The organism is Bradyrhizobium genosp. P (assembly GCF_049949265.1).
Taxonomy (GTDB): domain Bacteria; phylum Pseudomonadota; class Alphaproteobacteria; order Rhizobiales; family Xanthobacteraceae; genus Bradyrhizobium.
In genome coordinates this window covers 8,090,359-8,114,632 of sequence record NZ_CP188195.1, presented here as the reverse complement: position 1 = coordinate 8,114,632, position 24,274 = coordinate 8,090,359, and the positions used below count along the sequence as shown (strand labels likewise).

General features: G+C 63.8%; 15 protein-coding genes. 5 read left to right on the top strand and 10 right to left on the bottom strand.

The window, feature by feature from the left end; translation table 11 throughout:
- Positions 1 to 39: 39 nt before the first annotated feature.
- Positions 40 to 279: a DUF6496 domain-containing protein gene (locus ACP2YO_RS38955; RefSeq protein ID WP_426436402.1), complete on the top strand. Its 240-nt coding sequence runs from the start codon at positions 40 to 42 to the stop codon at positions 277 to 279.
- Between the two features lie 108 nt (positions 280 to 387).
- Here the strand turns inward: ACP2YO_RS38955 and ACP2YO_RS38950 are convergent, their stop codons facing one another.
- Positions 388 to 1,272: a Ku protein gene (locus ACP2YO_RS38950; RefSeq protein ID WP_426436400.1), complete on the bottom strand. Its 885-nt coding sequence runs from the start codon at positions 1,270 to 1,272 to the stop codon at positions 388 to 390.
- A gap of 69 nt (positions 1,273 to 1,341) precedes the next feature.
- Here ACP2YO_RS38950 and ligD point away from each other — a divergent pair, with 69 nt between their 5' ends.
- The gene (ligD, locus tag ACP2YO_RS38945) at positions 1,342 to 4,005 is read left to right on the top strand and encodes a DNA ligase D (RefSeq protein ID WP_426436398.1); all 2,664 of its coding nucleotides are present in this window, start codon (positions 1,342 to 1,344) and stop codon (positions 4,003 to 4,005) included.
- 117 nt (positions 4,006 to 4,122) lie between these two features.
- Here the strand turns inward: ligD and ACP2YO_RS38940 are convergent, their stop codons facing one another.
- Positions 4,123 to 4,287 (bottom strand): DUF3309 family protein, encoded by a 165-nt coding sequence (locus tag ACP2YO_RS38940; protein WP_076865768.1) that lies wholly within the window; start codon positions 4,285 to 4,287, stop codon positions 4,123 to 4,125.
- Positions 4,288 to 4,451: 164 nt separating this feature from the next.
- On the opposite strand from ACP2YO_RS38940, the gene ACP2YO_RS38935 reads away from it, so the two are divergent.
- Entirely contained in the window at positions 4,452 to 4,763 is a 312-nt protein-coding gene (locus ACP2YO_RS38935) for a polyhydroxyalkanoic acid system family protein (protein WP_426436395.1), read from the top strand.
- 182 nt (positions 4,764 to 4,945) lie between these two features.
- Here the strand turns inward: ACP2YO_RS38935 and treY are convergent, their stop codons facing one another.
- The 6 genes from treY to ACP2YO_RS38905 are packed head-to-tail and all read right to left on the bottom strand — an operon-like array spanning position 4,946 to position 18,967.
- Complete coding sequence (gene treY, locus ACP2YO_RS38930; RefSeq protein ID WP_426436393.1) at positions 4,946 to 7,723, bottom strand: malto-oligosyltrehalose synthase; 2,778 nt, start codon at positions 7,721 to 7,723, stop codon at positions 4,946 to 4,948.
- Positions 7,724 to 7,727: 4 nt separating this feature from the next.
- Positions 7,728 to 9,485, bottom strand: coding sequence for a malto-oligosyltrehalose trehalohydrolase (gene treZ, locus ACP2YO_RS38925; protein ID WP_426436391.1), 1,758 nt, complete (start codon positions 9,483 to 9,485; stop codon positions 7,728 to 7,730).
- Entirely contained in the window at positions 9,482 to 11,554 is a 2,073-nt protein-coding gene (gene glgX / locus ACP2YO_RS38920; RefSeq protein ID WP_426436389.1) for a glycogen debranching protein GlgX, read from the bottom strand. Before glgX ends, treZ begins: the two co-directional genes overlap by 4 nt.
- Positions 11,555 to 11,557: 3 nt before the next feature.
- Positions 11,558 to 13,705 carry a 1,4-alpha-glucan branching protein GlgB gene (gene glgB / locus ACP2YO_RS38915; RefSeq protein WP_426436387.1) on the bottom strand — a complete coding sequence of 716 codons (2,148 nt, stop codon included), beginning with the start codon at positions 13,703 to 13,705 and terminating at the stop codon, positions 11,558 to 11,560.
- On the bottom strand, positions 13,702 to 17,007 hold the full coding sequence (gene treS, locus ACP2YO_RS38910; RefSeq protein WP_426436385.1) for a maltose alpha-D-glucosyltransferase: 3,306 nt from the start codon (positions 17,005 to 17,007) through the stop codon (positions 13,702 to 13,704). The genes glgB and treS overlap by 4 nt, the downstream gene beginning before the upstream one ends.
- 10 nt (positions 17,008 to 17,017) lie before the next feature.
- Positions 17,018 to 18,967 (bottom strand): alpha-1,4-glucan--maltose-1-phosphate maltosyltransferase, encoded by a 1,950-nt coding sequence (locus ACP2YO_RS38905; protein ID WP_426436383.1) that lies wholly within the window; start codon positions 18,965 to 18,967, stop codon positions 17,018 to 17,020.
- Positions 18,968 to 19,168: 201 nt separating this feature from the next.
- On the opposite strand from ACP2YO_RS38905, the gene malQ reads away from it, so the two are divergent.
- Together malQ and ACP2YO_RS38895 are read left to right on the top strand one after the other, a co-directional pair.
- On the top strand, positions 19,169 to 21,121 hold the full coding sequence (gene malQ, locus ACP2YO_RS38900; RefSeq protein WP_426436381.1) for a 4-alpha-glucanotransferase: 1,953 nt from the start codon (positions 19,169 to 19,171) through the stop codon (positions 21,119 to 21,121).
- A gap of 20 nt (positions 21,122 to 21,141) precedes the next feature.
- Positions 21,142 to 22,950: a glycoside hydrolase family 15 protein gene (locus tag ACP2YO_RS38895; RefSeq protein WP_426436379.1), complete on the top strand. Its 1,809-nt coding sequence runs from the start codon at positions 21,142 to 21,144 to the stop codon at positions 22,948 to 22,950.
- A gap of 7 nt (positions 22,951 to 22,957) precedes the next feature.
- On the opposite strand, the gene ACP2YO_RS38890 is transcribed toward ACP2YO_RS38895, so the two are convergent.
- Together ACP2YO_RS38890 and ACP2YO_RS38885 are read right to left on the bottom strand one after the other, a co-directional pair.
- Entirely contained in the window at positions 22,958 to 23,764 is an 807-nt protein-coding gene (locus tag ACP2YO_RS38890; protein ID WP_426436377.1) for an HAD family hydrolase, read from the bottom strand.
- Positions 23,761 to 24,249 carry a gluconokinase gene (locus tag ACP2YO_RS38885; protein WP_426443422.1) on the bottom strand — a complete coding sequence of 163 codons (489 nt, stop codon included), beginning with the start codon at positions 24,247 to 24,249 and terminating at the stop codon, positions 23,761 to 23,763. The genes ACP2YO_RS38890 and ACP2YO_RS38885 overlap by 4 nt, the downstream gene beginning before the upstream one ends.
- Positions 24,250 to 24,274 lie beyond the last annotated feature (25 nt).

Sequence of the window (24,274 nt, the reverse complement as noted above, 5' to 3'; positions counted from 1 at the left end):
GCCGGTGAGGATTGTTTTCCCCTTACCGGGAGGGAAACCATGGCACGAAAATATTCGCGGAAGGCGTCGAGTGACGTCGAGCGCGTGATGAAGAAGCGCAAGGCCGGCACGTTGCGCAGTGGCCGCTCCAAGAAGAAAGTGAAGAGCCGCAAGCAGGCGATCGCGATCGGCCTGTCCGAAGCGCGAGCCAAGGGCAAGAAGGTGCCGAAGAAAGCTGCCAAGAAAACGTCCAAGAAGCGGAAGACCAGCAAGAAACGCAAGGCTGCGAAGAAGCGGTAGGACGCTAAGCCAAACCAGGCCGTCATTGCGAGCGAAGCGAAGCAATCCACCTCTCCGCACATGCGGAAAGACGATTGCTTCGCTTCTCGCAATGACGGTGGAGACAGTTCAGCTCGCCTTGCGCGACCGCGCCGATGACCGGTGCGCCTTCTTGGCTGGTCGGCGATGCGAGGTCTGGCGACGTGCAGCGGGGCGCGACCGCGGTGGGCTCTTTCGCTCCTTCAGGCTCTGCTTCAATGCGTCCATCAGATTGACGACGTTGCTTGGCTTCGCTTCGCGTTCGGGGGCCTTGATCGGCTTGCCGCTGGCCTTGCGGCGAACCAGCGCCTTCAAGGCGTTTTCATACTCGTCCTTGAATTTCGACGGATCGAAATGCGCAGCCTTGCTGTCGAGGATGTGGCCGGCGAGTTCGATCATGTCCTTTGTCACTTTCGGGCTCTTGATGTCGTCGAAATAATCGTCGGCGTCGCGCAGCTCGTAGGGGTAGCGCAGCGTGGTGCCGATAAGGCCCTTGCCGAGCGGCTCGATCGCAATGACGTGCTCGCGGTTGGTCAGGACGATCCGCGCCAGCGCGACGCGGTCCTGGTCTTTCATGGCATCGCGGATCACGGCAAATGCATCCGTGCCGGCCTTGCCGTCGGGCCGGATGTAATAGGGATGGTCGAGATAGCGCTTGTCGATCTCGCCCTCGGGCACGAAGCTGTCGATGTCGATGGTGTGGTTGCTCTCGATCTCGACGGCCTCGAGTTCGGCCTTGTCGATCTCGACGTATTTACCCTTGCTCACCTCGTAGCCGCGGCCCTTCTGGTCGGCCTCGACGACGTCGCCGGTCTCGGCGTCGACCATCTGCTGCTTCAGCCGGTTTCCGGTCTCCTTGTTGATCATGTGGAAACGGGTCTTCTCCGTCGACGTGGAGGCCGGATAGAGCGCCACCGGGCATGATACCAGCGAGAGCTTGAGCGTGCCTTTCCAGTAGGCGCGGGGAGCGGCCATGTCGTCTCCAAACAGCTTGAGTTTGGAACTTGAACGGATACCGTGGGTTTTGGTTCCTGACGGCCGCGGATGCGCGGCGGTTGTCGTTTGCGCCGAGGCTTGCAATTGTCGCTGAGAAACCTGTCTACCTATCGCAAGAAGCGCGATTTCGAGAAGACCGATGAACCGTCGGGCGACCTCAAAGTCGCGCCGGCGAAGCAGCGGCGGTTTGTGATCCAGAAGCACGACGCGACCCGGCTGCACTACGATCTGAGGCTCGAATTCGACGGCGTCTTCAAATCATGGGCGGTGACGCGCGGTCCCTCGCTCGATCCGCATGACAAACGGCTCGCGGTTGAGGTGGAGGATCATCCGCTCGACTATGGCGATTTCGAAGGCACGATTCCGGAAAACCAGTATGGCGGCGGCACGGTGCAGCTCTGGGACCGCGGCTATTGGGAATCCGATGACCCCGAACGCGGCTTCAAGAAGGGCGACTTGAAGTTCACGCTTAAGGGCGAGAAGCTGCATGGCAGCTGGGTGCTGGTGCGGATGAAAGGCGACCGCTTTGGCGGCAAGCGCACCAACTGGCTGCTGATCAAGCACCGCGACGACTATGCCGTGGACGGCGACGGCGCCGAGATCCTTGAGGAGGACCGCTCGGTCGCCTCCGGCCGTCCGATGGCGCAGATCGCGGCTGGCAAGGGCCGGGCGCCAAAGCCGTTCATGCTGGCCAAGGGCACTGGCAAAGCGAAGGCCGACGCCGTCTGGCATTCCAATCGCGGGGAAGCCGCCGAGGCGCGCGCCAAGGTCAAGGCTCCGCCGCCCAAGGCGCGGCCGGCGGCGAGGCCGAAACAAGTGTCGGAGATGCCGGATTTCGTCAGCCCGCAACTCTGCGCGTCGGTCGACAGCCCGCCGAATGGAGCGGGCTGGTGCCATGAGATCAAGTTCGACGGCTACCGGGTCCAGCTCCGCGTCGAGGACGGCGAGGCGGTGCTGAAGACGCGCAAGGGGCTCGATTGGACCGACAAGTTTGGTGCGATCGCGGCCGAGGCCGGCAAGCTGCCGGACGCCCTGATCGATGGCGAGATCGTCGCGCTCAACGAAGGAGGCGTTCCGGATTTCTCGACGTTGCAGGCGGCCATCTCCGACGCCAAGACCAACAAGTTGATCTTCTTCGCCTTCGATCTGTTGTTTGCCGGCAAGGAGGATCTGCGCTCGCTGCCGCTTGCCGAGCGCAAGGCGCATTTGAAGCAATTGCTCGAGGCGCGCAGGGGCAAGGAGCTGCTGATCCGCTATGTCGAGCATTTCGAGGAGAACGGCGAGACTGTGCTGGAATCGGCACGCAAACTCGCGCTGGAAGGCATCGTCTCCAAGATGCTGGAGGGGCCTTACCGCTCTGGCCGTTCCGACGACTGGACCAAAGCGAAAATCCGCGCCGGGCATGAGGTGGTGCTCGGTGGCTGGAAGACTACTGACGGCAAATTCCGTTCGTTGATGGCCGGTGTCTATCGCGGCAGTCATCTGGCCTTTGTCGGCATCGTCGGCACCGGTTTCGGCCAGGATACAGTGAGGCGCATCATGCCGGCGCTGAAGGCGGCGGCGTCTGACAAGAGCCCGTTCGGCGGCAAGGACGCGCCGAAGAAGACCCGCGACGTGCATTGGCTGAAGCCGGAGCTGGTCGCCGAGATCGAATTCGCGGGATGGACCGACGGCGGCAATATCCGCCAGGCCGCGTTCAAGGGCCTGCGCCAGGACAAGCCCGCGCGCGAGGTCGAAGCCGAGAAGCCCGTCGTAACCAAGGTGGTGAAGCCGATGGCCAGAAGCACGGCAAAGGGTGCGGGGAAGACGTCCGGCGAGGTGATGGGCGTCGTCATCTCCCATCCGGACAAGGCACTGTGGCCCGATGCGGGCGACGGCGAGGTGGTCACAAAACTCGACCTCGCAAGGTATTTCGAGACGGTCGGCGAATGGATGCTCGGCTACCTCAAGGGGCGGCCGTGCTCGATCGTGCGCGCACCCGACGGCATCAAGGGCGAGACCTTCTTTCAGCGCCACGCCATGGCCGGCACGTCGAAGCTATTGAAACTCGCCAAGGTCTCGGGCGACCGCAAACCCTATCTGCAGATCGACCAGATCGAGGGGCTGGCAGCGGTCGCGCAGCTCGGCGGGCTCGAGCTGCATCCGTGGAATTGCGCGCCCGATGCGTACGACACGCCGGGCCGGCTGGTGTTCGACCTCGATCCCGCGCCCGACGTCGGATTTGCCGAGGTGATCGAGGCCGCCAAGGACATGCGCCAGCGCCTGACCGTGGTCGGGCTCGAAAGCTTTTGCAAGACCACCGGCGGCAAGGGCCTTCACGTCGTCACGCCGTTGCTCCACGGCGCGAAAGACAAGGTAACGTGGAAGGAGGCCAAGGCCTTCGCGCAAGCGATCTGCCAGTGGATGGCGCAGGACGACCCCGAGCGCTATCTGCTCAACATGTCCAAGGCCAAGCGCACCGGAAAGATATTCCTCGACTATCTGCGCAACGATCGGATGTCGACCGCGGTCGCAGTGCTGTCGCCGCGTGCGCGCGAGGGTGCCACGGTGTCGATGCCGCTGACCTGGACCCAGGTCCGCGGCGATCTCGATCCGAAGAAATACACCATCCGCACCGTGCCAGCGCTGCTGGCGAAGACCAAGGCCTGGGACGGTTACGACGATGCGGCGACGTCGATCAAGACGGCGATGAAGAAACTCGCTGCGCAGTAATCAGCTGTCGTCACGCTCGGCTTCATTTCGATCGTCAGCGTCTCCGGAATACGTCATCACCCGCTTTCGCGGGTGATGACAGTCGTCGATGTTGTTGCGGCGCATTGCGCCTGTGGACTATAGCCGTCCGAGCAGCAAGAGGATCAGCAGGATCACGATCACGAGGCCGAGGCCACCGCCGCCGTAATAGCCGGTGCCGTAGAACGGCCCGCCGCCGATGCCGCTGAAGCCGCCCAGCAGCGCGATGACCAGAATAATAAGAATGATCGTTCCAAGTGACATGAATGTTCTCCTCAGCCCACAGGCCTGCGTGCGTCTGTCTTTTGCGTGGAGGAAACAAATCGGAACTGTGAAGGTTCCTACTCTCGCGATACGATAAAGCCCATACATCTTCCATTTGTGTGGAACGAAATTACATCAACCGAATCGGTCGAGGAGGGCTTGTGATGTCGGCGCCGCTTATCGTTTCGATTCCGCATCGTCTCGGCCGCGACGAAGCCATGCGCCGCCTCAAAACAGGTTTGTCGCGTGCGGCAGCGAGCGTACCGGTGTTGAGTGTCGACGAGGAGCGTTGGGACAACAATCGCATGATCTTCCGCGTCCGTGCGCTTGGGCAGGTCGCTTCCGGGCATCTCGATGTCGAGGATGCGTATGTGCGGTTGGAGGTGACGTTGCCGTGGATGCTGCAGCGCTTCGCCGAGGTCGCGCAGATCGCTATCCAGAAGAGCGGGCAGTTGCTCTTGACCAAGCGCGGCTGACGCGTCGCCGTTTGTTGTGCCCCGCAGCAATGAAATACCGCGCGCCGCGGGCGGCCGTCAGCATCTCCGTAACCAATTTGCCGGAGCATCATTGCAAGCGCGGAGGGAGGGAACCGGCCTTCTTGACCGGCACGACATCCGCCAGGCCGTCCGGCCGTCGATCCCGGACGGCCTCCGCGCTTTTACGGACGGCTCTGCTTTCGCTTTGATGTCCGCTTGGCTGGAGCCCTTGCTCTCAGCACCGCAACGGGCAGCTGTTCGAAGAGCGTCGAAAGCTGAAGCCTGTTCGCTCCGCCCTCCGTCGCATACCCCGTCACATCGATCGCGCCGTCGAAGGCCTCCGGACGCGGCCAAGCCCGCCCGCTTTGCGTGAACGGGGCAAACCATCTTGCCACTGCGACGATGACCGCATCGCGGCCGTGCCGCCGGGCGAACGCGATAACGTGGTCGCGATGCGGTCCGCTCACCTCGATCGGCTCATACTCGCCGCTGGCGAAGAGGTCAGACATTTCGTTCCGCAGTCGCAGCAGATGCCGCGTCCATGCAAATTTCAGGCGGCCGTCATGCCAGGTTTGTGCGAGTGCGTCCCAATCAGGAGCTTCCACCGAGGGAAGCAGCTTTGAGCGTTCCGCAAAATCGACCGGCCGGCGGTTGTCGGGATCGACCAGCGAGAAATCCCACAGCTCAGTGCCCTGATAGAAATCCGGCACGCCCGGCATGGTCGCCTTCAGCGTGATCTGGCTGAGCGAGTTCAACGCACCGATTCGAGCCGTGCGTTGTGCCAGCATCCCCAGCGAATCCAGGAACTCGGCCGAAATCTTGCGATCCAGGATCCGTTCAATGAAGATCTTGACGCCGTCTTCATAAGCTTGATGCGGATTGAGCCAGCTCGTCTCCTGCTTGCCTTCGCGTGCCGCCTTCAAGGCATAGGCCTGCATGCGCTCGACAAAGGATGCGTCGTCCGGCTCCCACGCGCCGATCAGCGCCTGATACAGCATATACTCGAAGGTCGCCGATGGTGCGCGCATCTCGCCGTCGAGCACGAGGTGCGGCGCGTTCAGCACCTTCCAGCGTGCGACCGCGCTGGTCCATTCGCCGGGGATCTCGGCCAGCGCCATGATCCGCGTGCGGGCGTCCTCGCCGCGCTTGGTGTCGTGGGTTGCGGTCGCCGTCATGCCATGCGGCCATTCGCGGGCGCGGCCCTGCATCATCGTGTGGAAGCGGTCCGCCGAAAGCGCGCGCGCCGCGGGATCGCCGCCGACCTCGTTCAGCGCCAGCAGGCGGTGATAGCGATAGAAGGCCGTGTCCTCCAGCGACTTTGCCATCATCGGGCCGGTGAACTGCTGGACCTTCAGCGCGAAACGGCGGACCCGCGGCGCGCCGTGCGGCGGCCGGCCGGGCTTGAGCAAATCCATGGTCAGGGCATCGCGCAGGAAATCGAAGATACCTTCGTCGGCCGCGAACCAGTCGGCGCGCGCATGCGCGATCGTGTCGTTGATCAGTGCGCGGTCATGCGCCTTCGCGCCCGACGGTGTCAGATAGGTGCGATAGACCGGGAAGTGCAGCACGTAGAGTTCGAGCGCCTGGCGCAGACTGTCGGCAGAAAAGTCGCGGGTCGAATAATGGCCGCTGGCGATCCGCGCCAGCAGTCGCACGAGCACGGTGAATTCGCTGGTCAGCAGCGTCTCGAGCACCCGGCGTTTGGCGTCGCGCAGCACCGGCGCCAGATTGGGCGACTGGTTGCTGACCTGGCGCCAGACCTCGTTGAGGGGGTCGAGCCCACTGCCGTCGACCAGCACCTGGCTGATCACGTTCATCCATTCGTAGCCGGTCGTGCCGTCGACGCCACTGAACGCGGGCAGCTTCTCGTCCTCGCCGAGGATCTTCTCGACCACCATGTAGAACGGCTTCGTCTTCGCGCCTTGCGCCGATCGGATCAGCCGGCGCAGGCGCTGGAAGTACTGCGCCGGATCGCGCAGGCCATCGATGTGATCGAGCCGGAGACCCTGCAGCCGGTCTTCCGCAATCAGCCGCTTCACCAGGCTGTGGCTCGCTTCGAAAGTATAGGCATCCTCGACCCGCAGGCCCGCCAGTGTGTTGACGTCGAAGAAGCGGCGGTAGTTGATGTCGCTGGACGCGAGCCGCCAGTGGCCGAGCTTGTAGTGTTGACGTTCGAGCAGATGATGCAAAGCGAGCGTTTGGGCCGCGCGGTCCTCGCCGGCACGATAGGCGGCGAGACCGCGCACGATGATGTCGGCGCCGCCCTCGATCTCCCTGATCGCTCCCTTGAGTGCCGGGGCCTCAGCGCGGTTCGGGTGGCGTAGCCCCCTGTATCGCGCGGCGAGGACGAGCATGGCCCGTCCGGCCACGCTGTCCTCCGCGCCGGCCTCCCGGACAATGGCCCGCAATACCTCACCATAGCGTTCCGGGGCGATCGGCAGCCGGTGCTCGAAATACCAGGCGGAGAAGCTGCCGTCGCCGGCGTCGTAGCGCAATTCGATCTCGCCACTTTCCAGCGCACGGCCATAGGATGATCCGAGAATCGGCAGCAGCACGCCGCCGCGGCCACGATAGGGCAGCAGGTCCCAATCGATGTCGAAGGAGACTGCGTGCGGCGAGGCCGGCCCCCATTCGAGCACGTCGAGCCACCATGGATTGTCGGCAAAGTGCACGCCGACATGGTTCGGCACGAAATCGAGGATCAGGCCGAGGTCGTTGCGCTTCAACGCGTCGCTGAACCGCGCAAAGCCCTCCTCGCCGCCGAGCTCCGGATTGAACTTGGTGTGGTCGACGACATCATAGCCGTGGGTCGAGCCCTTGCGCGCCTTCGTGAAGGGCGACGCATAGACGTGGCTGATGCCGAGCGCCTTCAGATACGGCGTCACGTGCGCGGCGGCGTCGAAGTCGAAATCGGCCGTCAGCTGCAGGCGGTATGTCGCGATCGGAATCGCCGGAGGCATGGTGCTATCCGATGTGCCAGCGCACCGACCAGGCGGGCATGCCGCCCGGCGGCGCGTTACCCCAGATCAGGCGTTCCGTCGTCTCCGGCAGGCCAGTGATCTCGCGATCCGACAGGTTGGCTGCAAGCCGTAGCGTGCTGCCGTCGCCCATCCGCCAGTGCGCGGTCAACAAGTCGCCCGTGACAAGGGCGTCGCCGAAGCGCGCTGCCACAAGCCTTGGGATGATTTCGCGATGGCGAACGCCGAGCAGGTCGCGCACGAGCCCCAGCCGCGTGCGGCCCGGGCCCTGCTCGCGCGCCGACCAATCAAGCACGGCCGATCGCGCCGTCGACTCAGCGAGCGGATCGGGAATGTCGTCGCCATATTTCGCGAATGCCCAAGCGAACTCCTTGCGGCGTCCGTTGCGGACCGCATCAGCAAGATCACCCTTGAAGTCGCAGAAGAACGGAAACGGCGATGTCGCACCCCATTCCTCGCCCATGAACAGCATCGGCGCCGCCGGTGCGATCAGCGTCACCGCGAGTGCAGCCTCCAGCGCGGCCGGCTTTGCGGTGGTCACCAGACGATCGCCGAACGGGCGGTTGCCGATCTGGTCGTGGTTTTGCAGAAAATTGATGAAGCAGGTCGGCGGCAGCTTCCCGCTCGGCTCGCCGCGGCGCTTACCGCGCCTGAAGGCCGAGATATCGCCTTGATAGACGTAGCCGGATGACAGTGCGCGGGCGAGCTGGTGCAGCGGAGTGTGCTGATAGTCGGCGTAGTAGCCCTGGGTTTCACCCGTCAAGATCACGCGCCACACATGATGGTAGTCGTCGTTCCACTGTGCGCGATATTTGCCGTGCGGTGGACCTTCCGAGGCGTCAAGGAGACTGGCGCGATTTTCGCCGTTCTCGAGCACGAGGTTGATGTGCCGGCCAGTCTCGGCAGCGAGCCGTCCAGCGGCAACGCTGAGGTCACGCAGGACTGAAACGCCGTCCTCGTCGATGATGGTATCGACGGCATCGAGTCGCAGTCCGTCGAAGCGATAGTTGCGCAGCCAGGACAATGCGTTTTCGATCGCGAAGGCGTGCACCTCGGGAATGCGATAGTCGATCGCGCTGCCCCACGGCGTTTTGGTGTCGGTAAAGAATGTCGGCGCATAGCGGCCGAGATAGTTTCCTTCGGGGCCGAAGTGGTTATAGACCACGTCGAGCATCACCATCAGCCCGCGCAGATGCGCCTCGTCGATCAGGGTCTTCAGGTCTTCGGGCCGCCCATAGGCGCTGTCGGGCGCGTACCACAGCACGCCGTCATAACCCCAGTTGCGTTTGCCCGCGAAATCCGCAAGCGGCATCAGTTCAAGCGCGGTGATGCCGGTTGCGACCAGATGATCGAGCTTGTCGATCATGGCGCGATAGGTGCCTTCGGGCGTGAAGGTGCCGACATGGGCCTCGAGAACGACGGCTTCGTGCCAGGGACGCCCACGCCAACCCGTGGCGCGCCATTTGAAGGCAGCGTGGTCGATCACTTCGCTCGGGCCGAAGACGTCGTTGGGCTGGAATGCGGACGCCGGATCGGGCACATCGATCTCGTCATCGATGCGGAATTTGTAGTGCGCGCCTGCGCCCGTGCCCGGGACCTCAGTTGTGATGTACCAGCCGGCAGCGTCGCGTGTCAGCGCGTGCGGGCGGTCGAGCAACACGTCGACGCGCTTTGCCGCCGGCGCCCACAGCCGGAAGCGCGTGCCGTCGTGGGTTAGCTCGGGGCCAAAGTGACGGGCATTCATGCTGAGCCTGCAAATGCCAGCACCGAACGCGGCGGCGCCTTGCTGTCGGTGCTCGAGGCAAAGGCGGCGCCGTCCTGCTGGCTCCCGGAGGTGTTCAGCACCTGCTGCCAGCTCTTGTAATCCGGCATTTTCGGCATCTTGAATGCGATCTCCTCGGGCGTGGCGTTCAGCACGATAAAGATCGGCGCCTGTTCCTGTTCCACCGGTCCGAGCACGAAGGCGAGGAACCGGCCTTCGGGGAATTTCCAGTCCGACTCCGTCATCTCGTCGGCCGACGGTGTCAGCCACAGCACGCCGTAGCTACCGTCGGCGCGGCGGCCGTCGAGCCAGCGCTGGCAGCGGATCTGGCCGAAGCGGCGGCGCAGCGCGGTCAGGTGGCCGATGAAATCGGTGAAGTCGTCATCCTTGCCGAGATTGTCCCAGCCGATCCAGCCGATCTCGTTGTCCTGGCAATAGGCATTGTTATTGCCGTCCTGGGTGTTGGCGACCTCGTCACCGGCCAGCATCAGCGGGGTTCCTTGTGCGAGCAGGAGGCAGGCGAGCTGGTTCTTCCGGAGCTGACGGCGCAGCGCGTTGATGGCGGGATCGTCGGTCGGGCCCTCATGGCCGCAATTGTTGGAGTGATTGTCGTTGGAGCCGTCGCGATTGTCCTCGCCATTCGCCTCATTGTGCTTTTCGTTGTAGCTGAACAGATCAGCCAGCGTGAACCCGTCATGCACCGTGATGTGGTTGATGCCGGCGCGGGTCGCGCGGTTGTCATGGTGGAACAGGTCCGAGGAGGCGGTCATGCGGCCCGAGATTTCGCCGATCAGGCTGCCTTCGCCGCTCCAGTAGCGCCGCATCGCGCTGCGATAACGATCGTTCCACTCCGACCATTGCGACGGAAACGCGCCGACCTGATAGCCGCCGAGGCCGAGGTCCCAGGGCTCTGCGACCATCTTCACGGTTGCCAGCACCGGGTCCTGGCGAACCGCTGTCAGGAATGAATGACCGCGATCGAAACCATTCGGCCCGCGCGCCAGCGTTGTCGCGAGATCGAAGCGGAAGCCGTCGACATGGCAGACCTCGACCCAGTAGCGCAGCGAGTCCATTACCATCTGCAGCACGCGCGGATGGGTGAGGTTGACCGAGCTGCCGCAGCCGGTGAAGTCGTCGTAAAAGCGCGGATTCTCGCGGTTCAGCCAGTAATAGGAGGCATTGTCGATGCCGCGGAAGCACAGCGTCGGGCCCATATGGTTGCCCTCGGCGGTGTGGTTGTAGACGACGTCGAGCAGCACCTCGATGCCGGCGTCGTGCAGCCGCGCCACCGTGGTGCGGAAGGAATCCAGCGCATTGTCCTGGGCGTAGCGCGCCTCCGGTGCGAAGAACGCGATGGTGTTATAACCCCAGTAGTTCACGAGCTTCTTCTCGACCAGCGTACGGTCGTCGATCAGCCCGTGGATCGGCAACAGCTCCACGGTGGTCACGCCGAGCCGCTTGAGGTGTTCGATCATCGCGGGCGACGACAAGCCGCCATAGGTGCCACGCAAACCCGGCGGTACGTCTTCGCGCTTCTGCGTCAGGCCTTTGATGTGGGCCTCATAGATGATGGTGTCTTCCCAGAGGATATGCGGACGAATCTCGCGGCGTCCCCAGTTGAAGGTCTCATCGACCACCACGGCCTTCGGCATGCCGCGGGCGTTGTCGCGCCGGTCGAACGAAAGGTCCTCGCGCGCGCTGCCGGTGCGGTAGGCGAAATGCGCATCGCTCCAGACCAGCCGCCCGGCTAGCCGCTTGGCATAGGGATCGAGCAGCAGCTTGTTCGGATTGAAACGATGGCCGCGCTCCGGCGCATAGGCGCCGTAGACACGATAGCCGTAGAGCTGACCCGGCGAAACGTCGTTGAGATAGCCGTGCCAGATGTCCTCGGTGCGCTCGGGTAATTCGACCCGCTCGAGCTCGCGGCGGCCCTGGCCGTCGAACAGGCATAGCTCGACCTTCTCCGCGTTGGCGGAGAACAGCGCAAAGTTAGTACCCCTGCCGTCCCAGCTGGCGCCAAGCCGCGAGGACGTCCCCTCGGTCAATCGCATGAATCAGCTTTCCGGTACGAGGAAGATCGCAGCCAGCGGGGGAATGGTCAGGCTCAGCTCGGGCGTTGCGCCCTCCGAGGCGCGGACCTCGCCGATGTTGCCGACATTGCTGCCGCCGTAATGCGCGGAATCCGAGTTGAGCACCTCGTGCCACTTGCCGGCGAACGGAACGCGGACGCGATAGTTGCGATAGACGTTGGGCGAGAAGTTCACGACCACGAGGCAGCGCGAGCGCGCGCCACTGCCCTTTCGGATCCAGGCGAACAGATTGTTGTTGGCGTCGTTGGTGATCACCCATTCGAACCCGGCCTGGTCGCAGTCCAGCTCGTGCAGCGCCGGCAGCGCGCGATAGAGGCGGTTGAGGTCGCGGATCAGGTTCTGGACGCCGGCATGTTTCGGCTGCTCGGTCAGATGCCAATCCAGCGAGTGATCGTGATCCCACTCGCGCTCCTGGCCGAATTCGCAGCCCATGAACATCAGCTTCTTGCCGGGATGACCGAACATGAAGCTGTAGTAAGCGCGCAGATTGGCAAAGCGCTGCCAGTCGTCGCCGGGCATCCGCCCCAGGATCGAGCGCTTGCCGTGCACGACTTCGTCATGCGACAGCGGCAGGATAAAGTTTTCCGAGAAGGCGTATTGCAGGCCGAACAGGATATCGCCGTGATGGTGTTTGCGGTGGATCGGATCCTTGCCGATGTATTTCAGCGTGTCGTGCATCCAGCCCATGTTCCATTTATAGCCGAAGCCGAGCCCGCCAAATTCGACGGGGCGCGACACTTGCGGCCATGCGGTCGATTCCTCGGCCGCCGTCGTCGCCTGCGGAAAGCGTGCGAACACCTCGGTGTTGAAGCGGCGGAGGAAGTCGATGGCCTCTATGTTTTCCCGACCGCCATATTTGTTCGGGATCCAGCCGCCGGCGGGACGGCTGTAGTCGAGATAGAGCATGGAGGCGACGGCGTCGACGCGCAGGCCGTCGATGCCGTAACGATCGAGCCAGAACAGCGCGTTCGATACCAGAAGGTTGGTGACCTCGGTGCGCCCGTAATTGTAGATCAGGGTGCCCCAGTCGAGATGGCGGCCCTGCAGCGGATTGGCATGCTCGTAGAGCGCGGTCCCGTCGAAACGGCCGAGCCCGTGGGGATCGTCGGGGAAATGCCCCGGGACCCAGTCGAGCAGCACGGCCAGTCCCTCGCGATGGCAGGCATCGACCAGTGCGGCAAAATCGTCCGGCGAACCGAAGCGGCTGGTCGGCGCGAACAGCCCGGTCGGCTGATAGCCCCAGGATCCGTCGAACGGATGCTCGCTGACCGGCATGAATTCGATATGGGTGAAGCCCATATCGCGGGCGTATGCCGGGAGCTGCTCCGCCATCTCGCGGTAGGTCAGCCACTCGTTGTGACCCTTGCGCCGCCATGAGCCGAGATGGACTTCATAGATCGATACCGGAGCCCGCAGCGCATTGATGCCGTCGGGAGCGGGGCGCGGATGCGGGATCGTGCGCTCATCGTACACGATCGAGGCGGTCTTCGGCCGGACCTCGGTGGCGAAGGCAAGGGGATCGGACTTCAGTGGCAGATGCTGGCCGTTTCGTCCGACGATGTCGAATTTGTAGTGGTCGCCGACGCGCGCGCGCGGAATGAACAACTCCCAATAGCCGGCGCCACGGACGCGCATCGGATGGCGCCGCGGATCCCAGAAATTGAAGTCGCCGACCAGGCTGACCCGTCGCGCGTTCGGGGCCAGCACCACGAAGCCCACCCCCTCGACGCCGTCGAGTGTCATCGGATGCGCGCCGAGCGTGTCGTAGACGCGCTGATGGGTGCCCTCGCCGAGCAGATAGAGGTCGAAATCGCTCAGGATCGGCGGAAACCGGTAGGCGTCCTCAAACTCGACGACGTTGTCGCCGAAGCGTGCGCGAAGCTGGTAGCGCGTCGAGCCGTTCGGCAGCGGGCCGGCGAACAGGCCGGCGTCATGAATCCGGGCGAGCGGCGCGGTCTCGCCATGCTCGCCGATCGCCTCGACATTGGTTGCGTCCGGCAGGAACGCGCGGACGACCTTGCGATCTCCCTCGGTGTGGAGGCCGAGATAATGGAAGGGATCCGCGTGACGGCCCTCGATGATGGCATAGGCTTCGGCGGGCAATTTGGTCATGCAACCTCATGCGGCTGTTGCGCCAGAATCCTCAACAGGCCAGTCAGTGGGACCCGCAGCCAATCCGGCCGGTTGGCGAGTTCATATTCGATCTCGTAGAAGGCTTTCTCAAGCAGGAAAAAGTTGAGCAGGCGCTCGGCGGCCTTGGCGTCGGTAGGCCACAGGCGCTGGCCGGCCATGGTCTCGCGATAGGCGCCGAGGAAGGCCGCCGCCGCGCGATCGCGCCATTCCGCCAAAGCGAGGCTTAATTTGCCGTTTTCGTCGGTGGCGACCTTGAGCGCTCGCTCCAGGGCAGCCGTCGTCGCGTAGTCGATCGAGCGGATGAGGCTGGCGACATCGCGCGCGGCCGGCGCCTTGCGACGCCGTTCAGCGATGGTGCGGCCCGGTCCTCCATCGAAATCGATGATGAAGACATCGTCCTTGACGACCAGCACCTGGCCGAGATGGAGGTCGCCATGATGGCGGATGTTGAGTCCGTCGATGTCGCGTGGCAGCAGCGCCTTCAGCCGGTCCGGCAGTCTATCGTGCTGGGCCAGCAACTGGTCGGCCAGCAGACGGTTGGGGTCCTTCAGGGTGTCGCGCCGCTGCTTCAGCGTGTCGAACACGCGCTCGGCGCGCGCCATGATCTCGCGGCTCCAGCGCTGTAGATCCTCGGGCCGGGTCGGCTCCGGCGCAAAATCCGGCAGGTCTCTGTTGCCGGCAAGTGCGAGATGCAGCTCGGCCAGGCGTTTTCCGCTCTGCGACATATAGTGCAGATAGGATCCCTGGTCGTCGCTTTCGGCCGGGTGCTGGCTGGCGGCCAGCAGACGCTGCGTGTCGACGAATTGGTCGAGGCGGCCGGCCGCGACGGTCCAGAGATCGCCCTGGTTGACCACGAAGGCATGCAGAACCGCGATCGCGCTGCGTTTGTCGCCCTCGATCAGTTCGGCGGTGCCGAGCAAAGCGGGGCTGTTGGGAAAACCCACCATCTCGGTGAGGAAGCGGCCGATCTCGATTTCCGGATTGATGCCGACCTCGAGCTTCCGGTAGATCTTGGTGACGTATTCGTTGTCGACCAGCGCGGTCGAGTGCGGCTGATCGTTTTCGTAGACGCGAATGCGGTCCGGCTGCCGGATCGCCTTGTCGGCAAAGCGGCTGGTCGGCCGGAATTCGAGCTTCACGCCCTGTTCGCTTTCATCGACCGTCAGATGTTCTCGCAGATTGCGCAGGAACAGGCCGGTGAAAATCTGGTCGGTGGCGACATCGAGCAGCGTGCCTTCGCGCGCGCCCTGGCGGACCGCGGCGAAGGCGCGCGGGTTATAGCGTTCGCGGTCGAAGCGCACCCACTCGATCTGCATCGGCAGCACGTAGCGGCTGGTCGTGCCGCGTTGCGTGGTCTCGAAGCAGGCAAGCCACGGCCGGTTGTCGCCGATGTCGCAGAACGGGATCGCGGAGACCAGCGTCGGCTGGATTGCCTGGGCGGAGTGCTCCGGATACCAGCGCGTACGCGCGAGATGGCCGGGCAGCACATCGTGCTCGAACACGCCGCGGGTACGTGCCAATGACATCCAGGTCGAATTCAGCGGTACCACCAGCGTCTCGAACTCCGGCACCGCGTGCGGAACCACCGGTTCGGACTTGTCGCGCTCCTGCAGCTGGAACCAGTAGAAGCCGTAAGGCGCGAGCGTGATCATGTAGGGCAGCTCGCCGATTGCCGGAAAGCGTGTCCGGCCGAGCATCTCGAGCGGAATACGGCCCTTGAAGGCGGAGAGGTCGAGCTCGGTTGCCTGCGCCGATCGCGACAGATTGGCGACGCACAGAATGACCTCGCCCAGGTGCTGACGTACATAGGCCAGCACCGAGCGGTTCTCCGGGCGGATGAAGGTCATGGTGCCGCGCCCGAACGCCAGCGTCGACTTGCGCACCGCGATCAGCCGCTTGGTGGCGCTCAGCAGCGACGACAGGCTGCGCGACTGCGCCTCGACGTTGACCGACTCGTAGCCGTAGACCGGGTCCATGATCATCGGGGCGTACAGCCGCGCCGGATCGGCACGCGAGAAGCCGCCGTTGCGGTCCGGCGACCACTGCATCGGCGTCCGCACGCCATTGCGGTCGCCGAGATAGATGTTATCGCCCATGCCGATCTCGTCGCCGTAATAGATGATCGGTGTGCCGGGGAACGATAGCAGCAGCGAGTTCATCAGCTCGATCTTGCGCCGGTCATTGTCCATCAGCGGCGCAAGCCGCCGGCGGATGCCGACATTGATCCGGGCGCGCGGATCGTTGGCATAGGTCGACCACAGATAGTCGCGCTCGACATCGGTGACCATTTCCAGCGTGAGCTCGTCGTGATTGCGCAGGAACAGCGCCCATTGGCAGGCCGCCGGGATATCCGGCGTCTGCCGCAGGATGTCGGTTATCGGAAAGCGGTCCTCCTGGGCGATCGCCATGTAGATCCGCGGCATCAGCGGAAAGTGGTAGGCCATGTGGCATTCGTCGCCGCGGCCGAAATACTCCTGCACGTCCTCCGGCCATTGATTGGCCTCGGCGAGCAACACCTTGCCCTTGGCATAGGCGTCGAGCTCCTGGCGCAGCTGCTTGATGATGGCATGCGTCTCCGGCAGGTTCTCGTTGTTGGTGCCGTCGCGCTCGCACAGATAGGGAATGGCGTCGAGCCGGAAGCCGTCGACGCCGGTGTCCAGCCAGCGCTTCATCACCTGCACGATGGCGCGCACCACACGCGGATTGTCGAAATTGAGGTCCGGCTGGTGCGAGAAGAAGCGGTGCCAGTAGAACTGGCCGGCTTCCGGATCCCAGGTCCAGTTCGACTTCTCGGTGTCGGTGAAGATGATCCGCGTGCCCGGATATTTCTGGTCGGTATCGCTCCAGACATACCAGCTCCGCGCGCTCGAGTTCGGCGCGCTGCGGCGCGCGCGCTTGAACCAGGCATGCTGGTCGGACGTGTGGTTGATGACGAGCTCGGTGATGACGCGCAGACCCCGCTTCTTGGCCTCCTGGATGAAGCGCTTGAAATCCTTCATCGTGCCAAAGTCGGGATTGATGTCGCCGTAGTCGCCGATGTCGTAGCCGTCGTCGCGGCCCGGGGAGGGATAGAACGGCAACAGCCACAGCGTGGTGACGCCGAGCTCCTGCAGATAGCCGAGTTTCTCCGTCAGCCCCGCAAAGTCGCCGATGCCGTCATTGTTGCTGTCGGCAAAGGCCTTGACGTGAAGCTGATAGATGATGGCATCCTTGTACCAAAGCTGGTCCGCAGTCTCGGTCGCGACTCTCTCCTTGGGATTGACGGTGGAGAATACGTTCATGATGGCTCCCTCAGGCCACGCAGCGCAACAACAGCGCGGGATCGCGCTCGGGATCGATACGCAGGCGCACGCCGCCCCATTCGAGCGTATGGCGCTCGCCGGTGACGAGATCCTCCACGGCCGTGACGGTACAGCGCACATCGCCGCGGCCGACCTTGGAGTCGCCGAGCGGAATCCAGACCTCGCGCGCATCGCGCGTCAGTGCGATCGCGGCCACGACCACATTGCTCTGGTCGATCGATTCCTTGATGAAGCCGATCATATTGCCGTCCTCGAGTGCGATAAAGCGCAGATTGGCGGTCTGTTGCAGCGCCGAATTGCCGCGCCTGATCCGATTGAGCGCGGCGACATAAGGCTTGATATTTCCAGGCTGCTGCCAGTCCCGAACCTTGATCTCGTATTTCTCGGAGTTGAGATATTCTTCCCGGCCGGGGATTGGCGCATGCTCCAGCAGCTCGAAGCCGCTGTAGATACCGTAGTTGCTCGATAGCGTCGCGGCCAGCGCAAGACGCGACTTGAACATCCAGGATTCGCCGATTTGCAGGTGGAAGGGCAGGATGTCGGGTGTGTTGACGAAGAAATTCGGCCGAAAGAAGTCCCGCTCGGGGTAGCCGATCAATTCACCGAGATACTGCTCGAGCTCCGCACGCTGCGTGCGCCAGGTGAAATAGGTATAGGATTGTGTGAAGCCGAGCTTGGCCAGACCTTTCATCAATTTCGGCGGCGCGAAGGCTTCCGCGAGGAAAAGCACGTTCGCGTCGTGGCGCTCCACCTCGCGGATCAGCCATTCCCAGAACGGCAGCGGCTTGGTGTGCGGGTTGTCGACGCGGAAGATCCTGACGCCCTGGTCGACCCAGAACAGCACGACGTCGCGCAACGCATGCCATAACGCTCCGGCGTCCTCGTTGGCGAAGTCGGGGGTGACGACATCATCCCATCGCTGGGGGCGATGTTCGGCGGTGCGGATCGATCCATCCGGGCGCCGCTTGAACCATTGCGGATGCTGTTTCACCCAGGGGTGATCGGGCGAGCACTGCACGGCGAAGTCGAGCGCGACCTCCATGCCGCGCGCGTGGCACGCGGCGATGAAGGAGCGGAAATCATCCAGCGTGCCGAGTTGCGGATGCACGGCGTCGTGGCCGCCATCGGCCGAGCCGATCGCGTAGGGACTGCCGGGATCGCCTGATAGTGCCGTTGCCGCATCGTTGCGGCCCTTGCGACGCGCTCCACCGATCGGATGGATCGGCGTGAGATGGACGACGTCGAAGCCCATCGCCGCGATATCGGGCAGCCGCGCGATGCAATCGGTGAAGGTCGCATGCTCGCCCGGCACGTTGCCCTGGCTGCGCGGAAACATCTGGTACCAGGTGCCATAGCGCGCCCTCGGCCGGTCGGCGACGAGCGGAAACAGCTGCGACCGCGTCAGATCGGCGCGATACTGGCTATCGGCCATCGCCCGCTTCAATTCCGGTGCCAGCAACGCGCCAGGCTCGCCGGTCGCGAGATAGATCTCGCATTGCTTGATGATCACGGCGGCGTCGGCCGGACCGGCGGCATGCGCCTTGGTCAGCATGCCCGCGCCTTCGATCGCATCCAGCGTGAGGTCGCTGCCGCTCGTTTGCTGCAGCTCGAAACGCTGCCGCCAATTGGCGAATTCGTCAGTCCAGGCCTCGATCGCGTAGACATAACGGCCCGGCCGATCCGGGACGAATGCACCACCCCAGCGGTCGTTGCCATGCAGCGTCATCGGCATGCGCTGCCATTCGCCTGCCGCCTCGTGCCGCCACACCAGCGCGGCTGATATCACGGCCTGTCCGTCGCGGTAGATATCGGCCCACACCTCGACAGCCTCGCCGGCAATGCGCTTGACTGCAAAACGGCCGCAATCGACCGACGGATAGACGTCGGTGATATGAAAAGTGCCGCTGGCACTCTCGACAGGTCGGGCAGTTTTGTTCACGGTGATGCCGCCATTGAAATGCAAATGACGTCGCAGCGGCGGGAAGGAGGCGCGCCAGACCTACATAGAAAGCCGCTCGCCGGGCATTGGTTCCCTCGGAACACCGGCTGGGGCAGCGCGTTAAGCATCGTCTAACCCTTTCCCCTATCTGGACAATTTCGCAACGACCGCAAATACCGTTGCGTGCAAGCAGCGTGCCGTATGGACCTTTACGCCAAAGCCAAGACCCTGGGAATTCAGACCGACTTTATCGATGGTCACGGTCAACACCGTGTGACGACGCCTGAGGCCCTTTCGGCGATCCTCGATGCGCTTCCGCCGGAGCCAGCGCGGCGGATCATCGCCGAGCCCGTCGTCATTCGCTCCGGCCACGCCGCGCGAATCGAGCTGCGGGAGGCCGCCCGGCTTCCAGTGCACTGGAAGATTACGGATGGCGCGGCGCTGCTCGCAGAGGGAGAGACGCGCCAGCGCAGCCTCGCCTGGCCGGCGGATTTGCCTCAAGGCGTGCATCGACTGCAGGTATCTGATGCGTCAGGCACCAGCGAAACGTTGCCGCTGCTGGTCGCGCCGGAAAAGGCATTCGCCGGTGAATTCGACCGCTGTTGGCTGATCGCCGTTCAGCTCTACGGTGTGCGGTCCGCGCGCAACTGGGGTATCGGCGATTTCACCGACCTGCAGGGCCTGCTCAAATTCGCCCAACAGGTCGGCGCCGACGGTATCGGACTCAATCCGTTGCACGCGCTGTTTGACGACCGGCCCGGCGATTGCAGCCCGTACTCACCGAACAGCCGGCTGTTCCTCAACGGTCTCTATATCGACGTCGAGAAAATCCCCGAATTCAAGATCGACGCGGAGACGCAGGCCGCGCTGGCGCAACTGCGCACCCGTGACCTCGTCGATTATGTCGCCGTCGGCCCGCTGAAGTGGCGTGCGTTGCGGGCGGCCTTCGCAGCTTTCAAGGCCAAGCCGGGCCGCGGCCGCCGCCAGGCTTTCGAAGCCTATCGCAGCGAGCAGGGCGAGTTGCTGTCGCGCTATGCCTGTTTCGAGGTGATGAGACACAAGCTCAACACGCCGTGGTGGGAATGGCCGGACGAATGGCGGCAGCCCAATGAGGCGGCCTGCACCAGGCTGCGTGGCGCGAACGATACAGCCACCGAAGTTGAATTCGTCGAATTCGTGCAATGGACCGCCGATCAGCAGCTTGGCGGCTGCCAGGCGCTTGCGCACAAGCTCGGCATGCGGGTCGGGCTTTATCTCGACGTCGCCGTCGGCGTTCAGTCGGATGGTTTCGACGCGTGGAATGAACAGATCGCGATCTCGCGTCATCTGGGTGTTGGAGCGCCACCGGATCCGCTCAACACCGCTGGTCAGGATTGGGGGCTCGCTGGCTTCAATGCCGCAGGCCTCGAGCTGCGCGCCTTCGAGCCGTTCAGGGAGATGTTGCGCGCCTCGATGCGTCATGCCGGTGCGGTCAGGCTCGACCACGCCTTCGGACTGCGACGGCTTTACCTCGTGCCGCGCGGCTTTGGCCCGGCCAACGGCGCCTATGTGCAGATGCCGTTCGAGGCGCTGCTGGGGGCGACCGCGCTGGAGAGCGTTGCCGGTCGCTGCGTCGTCATCGGCGAGGACCTCGGCACGGTGCCGGAGGGCTTTCGCGAGCAGATGAACGGCTGGGGCATCTGGTCATATCTGGTGATGATGTTCGAGCATGATGACTCGGGCGTCTTTCGTAACGCCGACTATTACATCGCGGACGCGCTCGTCACCTTCAACACCCACGACCTCTCGACCTATGCCGGCTGGCGGTCCTTCAGTGATCTCAAGACCAAGCGGGCGCTCGGGATCGATCCCGGCGAAACCGACCAGGGGCGCTGGGATGCACTCGGCCATCTCGACGATCTGTTGCGCCGGCACGGCATCGAGAACCACGATCTCTATGCGGTCGCAAGCTTCCTGGCGCGAACCCATTCGCGCATGATGGTGGTTTCGATGGAGGATTTGCTCGGTCTGGTCGATCAACCGAACATCCCCGGCACTGTCAACGAACATCCGAACTGGCGCCGGCGGCTTGCGGTCTCGATCGAGCATCTGTCATCGGCGATCGACGTCGATGCACTCAAGCGCTCAACTCAGGAGCGGTCGCGCGGCGGCTGATCCGCCATGGAGCACAGCGTTTGCCCTTGCATATCGAAGACTACGGACTGATCGGCGATTGCGAGACCGCGGCGCTGGTCGGCCGCGACGGGTCGATCGATTGGTTGTGCTGGCCGGCGTTCGATTCCGATGCCTGTTTCGCGGCGCTGCTCGGCACCTCGAAGCATGGCCGCTGGTTGGTCGCGCCTGCCGAAAAAGTCAGCAAGTCCTCGCGCCGCTACCAGGGCGATACACTGATCCTGGAGACGCGGTTCGAGACCGAAAGTGGTGCGGTCGCCCTGATCGATTTCATGCCGCCGCGCGGCGACGCCTCCGATGTTGTCCGCATGGTTCGCGGGCTCAGTGGCCGCGTGAAGATGCGCATGGAGCTGGTTATTCGCTTCGGCTTCGGCATCGGCGTTCCCTGGGTAAAGAAGAATCCGGACGGACCGGGGCTACTGGCGATCAGCGGGCCGGACATGACGGTGCTGCGAACGCCAGTCGAGACCCGCGGTGAGGACATGACGACGGTCGCTGACTTCGAAGTCGGTGAAGGCGAGATGGTACCGTTTGTGCTCACCTACGGTCCTTCGCATCTCGCGGTGCCGGCGCTGATCGATCCCGAGGCAGCGCTAAAGGACACCGAGGATTACTGGACCGAATGGTCCGGCCGCTCGACCTATGACGGGGGTCGTCACCACGACCTCGTGATGCGCTCGCTGATCACGCTGAAAGCGCTGACCTTCGCGCCGAGCGGTGGCATCGTCGCGGCGCCGACCACATCGTTACCGGAAAAACTCGGTGGTTTGAGAAACTGGGACTACCGGTTCTGCTGGCTGCGCGACGCCACCTTCACGCTGCTGGCGCTGATGAACTCAGGCTATACCGAGGAGGCAGCGGCCTGGCACAACTGGCTGTTGCGGGCGGTGGCGGGTATGCCGGCGGATATGCAGATCATGTACGGCATCATGGGTGAGCGACGTCTGCTGGAATGGGAGGCCGAATGGCTGCCCGGTTATGAGGGGGCGCAGCCGGTGCGGGTCGGCAATGCCGCGCATGCGCAGCTGCAGCTCGACGTCTATGGCGAGCTGATCGACGCCTTCCACCAATCCCGCATGGCCAAGCTGGACCTCGAAGAGGAGAACTGGTCGCTGGAGTGCACGGTGGTCGATCATCTCGCCGATGTCTGGGACAAGCCGGATCATGGCATTTGGGAGCGCCGCGACGAGCCCCGGCACTATGTCTTCTCCAAGGTGATGTGCTGGGTGGCCTTCGACCGCGCCATCAAGAGCGCGGAGCGTTTCGGCCTCAGGGCGTCGCTGGCCAAATGGCGCGCCGTGCGCGAGGCCATTCATCGCGACATCTGCCAGAAAGGCTTCGATCGCGAGCTCAACAGCTTTGTCGAATCCTACGGCTCAAAGCTGCTCGATGCCAGCCTCCTGCTGCTGCCATCGGTCGGCTTCCTGCCCCCCACCGATCCGCGCATCCGTGGCACCATCGATGCGATCGAAAAATACATGATGCGTGATGGGTTCGTGCTGCGCCACGACCCGCGCGAGGTGTCCGATGAAACGCAGCCGATCGAGGGCGCGTTCCTGGCTTGCAGTTTCTGGCTCGCCGACGCCCATGTGCTGGCAGGCAATATCGACAAGGCGCAGATCATGTTCGACCGTGTCGTGGCCGTCGCCAACGATGTCGGCTTGCTGGCGGAGGAGTTCGATTCCGGGCCCGGCCGTCAGACCGGCAACTTCCCGCAGGCCCTGACCCACATCGCGCTGATCAACACCGCGCACAACCTCAGCGATGCGCGGGCCGAGGCCAAGAAGCCGGCAGTGCAGCGTTCGACTTAGCCTCGCTTTACCGGCCGGTCTTCAGCACAATGTCCATGGCGCGCGCAAAACCGTCGTGCTCGTTGGTCTCGGTCACATGCGTGGCGCGGGATTTCACGTCGTCGGCCGCATTGCCCATCGCGAAGGAGACGCCACTCTTCGCAAACATCGGCAGATCGTTCTGCATGTCGCCGATGGTGGCGACATTCTCGAGCGATACGCCGAGACGCTTTGCGATGCCGACGACGAACGTCCCCTTGTCGTGGCCGGGCGGGGTGACGTCGAGGTAGTAGGTCTGCGAGCGGACCGCGGTCGCATCATTGCCGACCATCTGCTGCATCTCCACCTCGCAGCGCTGCAGCAGGGGGGCGTCCGAACTCGCACCGACGATCTTGCAGGCCTGACCGAGATACGGCGTGAAGTCCGTGACGATGGTCGGGTCGTGCTTGATCGTGCGCTGCTCGTGGGCGGTATACTCACCTTCCGGATTCCGCGTCAGCCAGCGGTCGTTGGTGAACAGCCAGATATCGACGCCACGATCGGTGAGCAGGTCGATGCAGCGTTTTGCTGTGGTGGCCGGGATCAAATGCTGCTGGACCGGCTTCATCTGCGCATCGACAATCGAGCTGCCGTTGAAGGCGCCGAATGGCAGCGTGATGCCGAGCGGTGCGATCAGGAAGCCCATCCCGATCGTCGGCCGGCTGGAGACGATGGTGAAGCCGATGCCGGCCTCATGCAGCTTGCCGACCGCCGCCTTGGCGGCGTCGGTCAAGATCTTGTCCTTGGTCAGGAGCGTGCCGTCAACGTCGGATACGACAAGGGCGATGCGGGTCATGGGCGCTCCAGCTCCAGTTGGCTGACAATGTTGTCGACGATGGTCTCGACGGTGTTGTCGATCTTCACCGTGATCGGGCATTCTTCCGGGGTCGGCGGCTCCAGCGTCCTGAACTGGCTGGCCAGGAGCTCTGGCGGCATGAAATGTCCCTTGCGCGTGGCGAGCCGCGCGGCGATCAGCTCTTGCGTGCCGTTCAGGAAGACGATGCGGACGTCCTCGCGTCCATGCACCAGGATGTCGCGATAGACGCGCTTCAGGGCCGAGCAGGCGATCACGGCGCGCTCGCGGACTTTGCAGGTGCGGTCGATCTCGTCGGCGATAGCCTGCAACCAGGGCCAGCGATCCTCGTCGGTGAGCGGCTGGCCGGCGTGCATCTTGGCGACGTTGCCGGGCGGGTGAAAGCTGTCGCCGTCCTCGTAGCGCCAGCCGATCCTGATCGCGAGGTGGTCGGCGATGGTGCTCTTGCCCGAGCCGGAGACGCCCATCACGACCAGTGCGCAGGGGCTTATC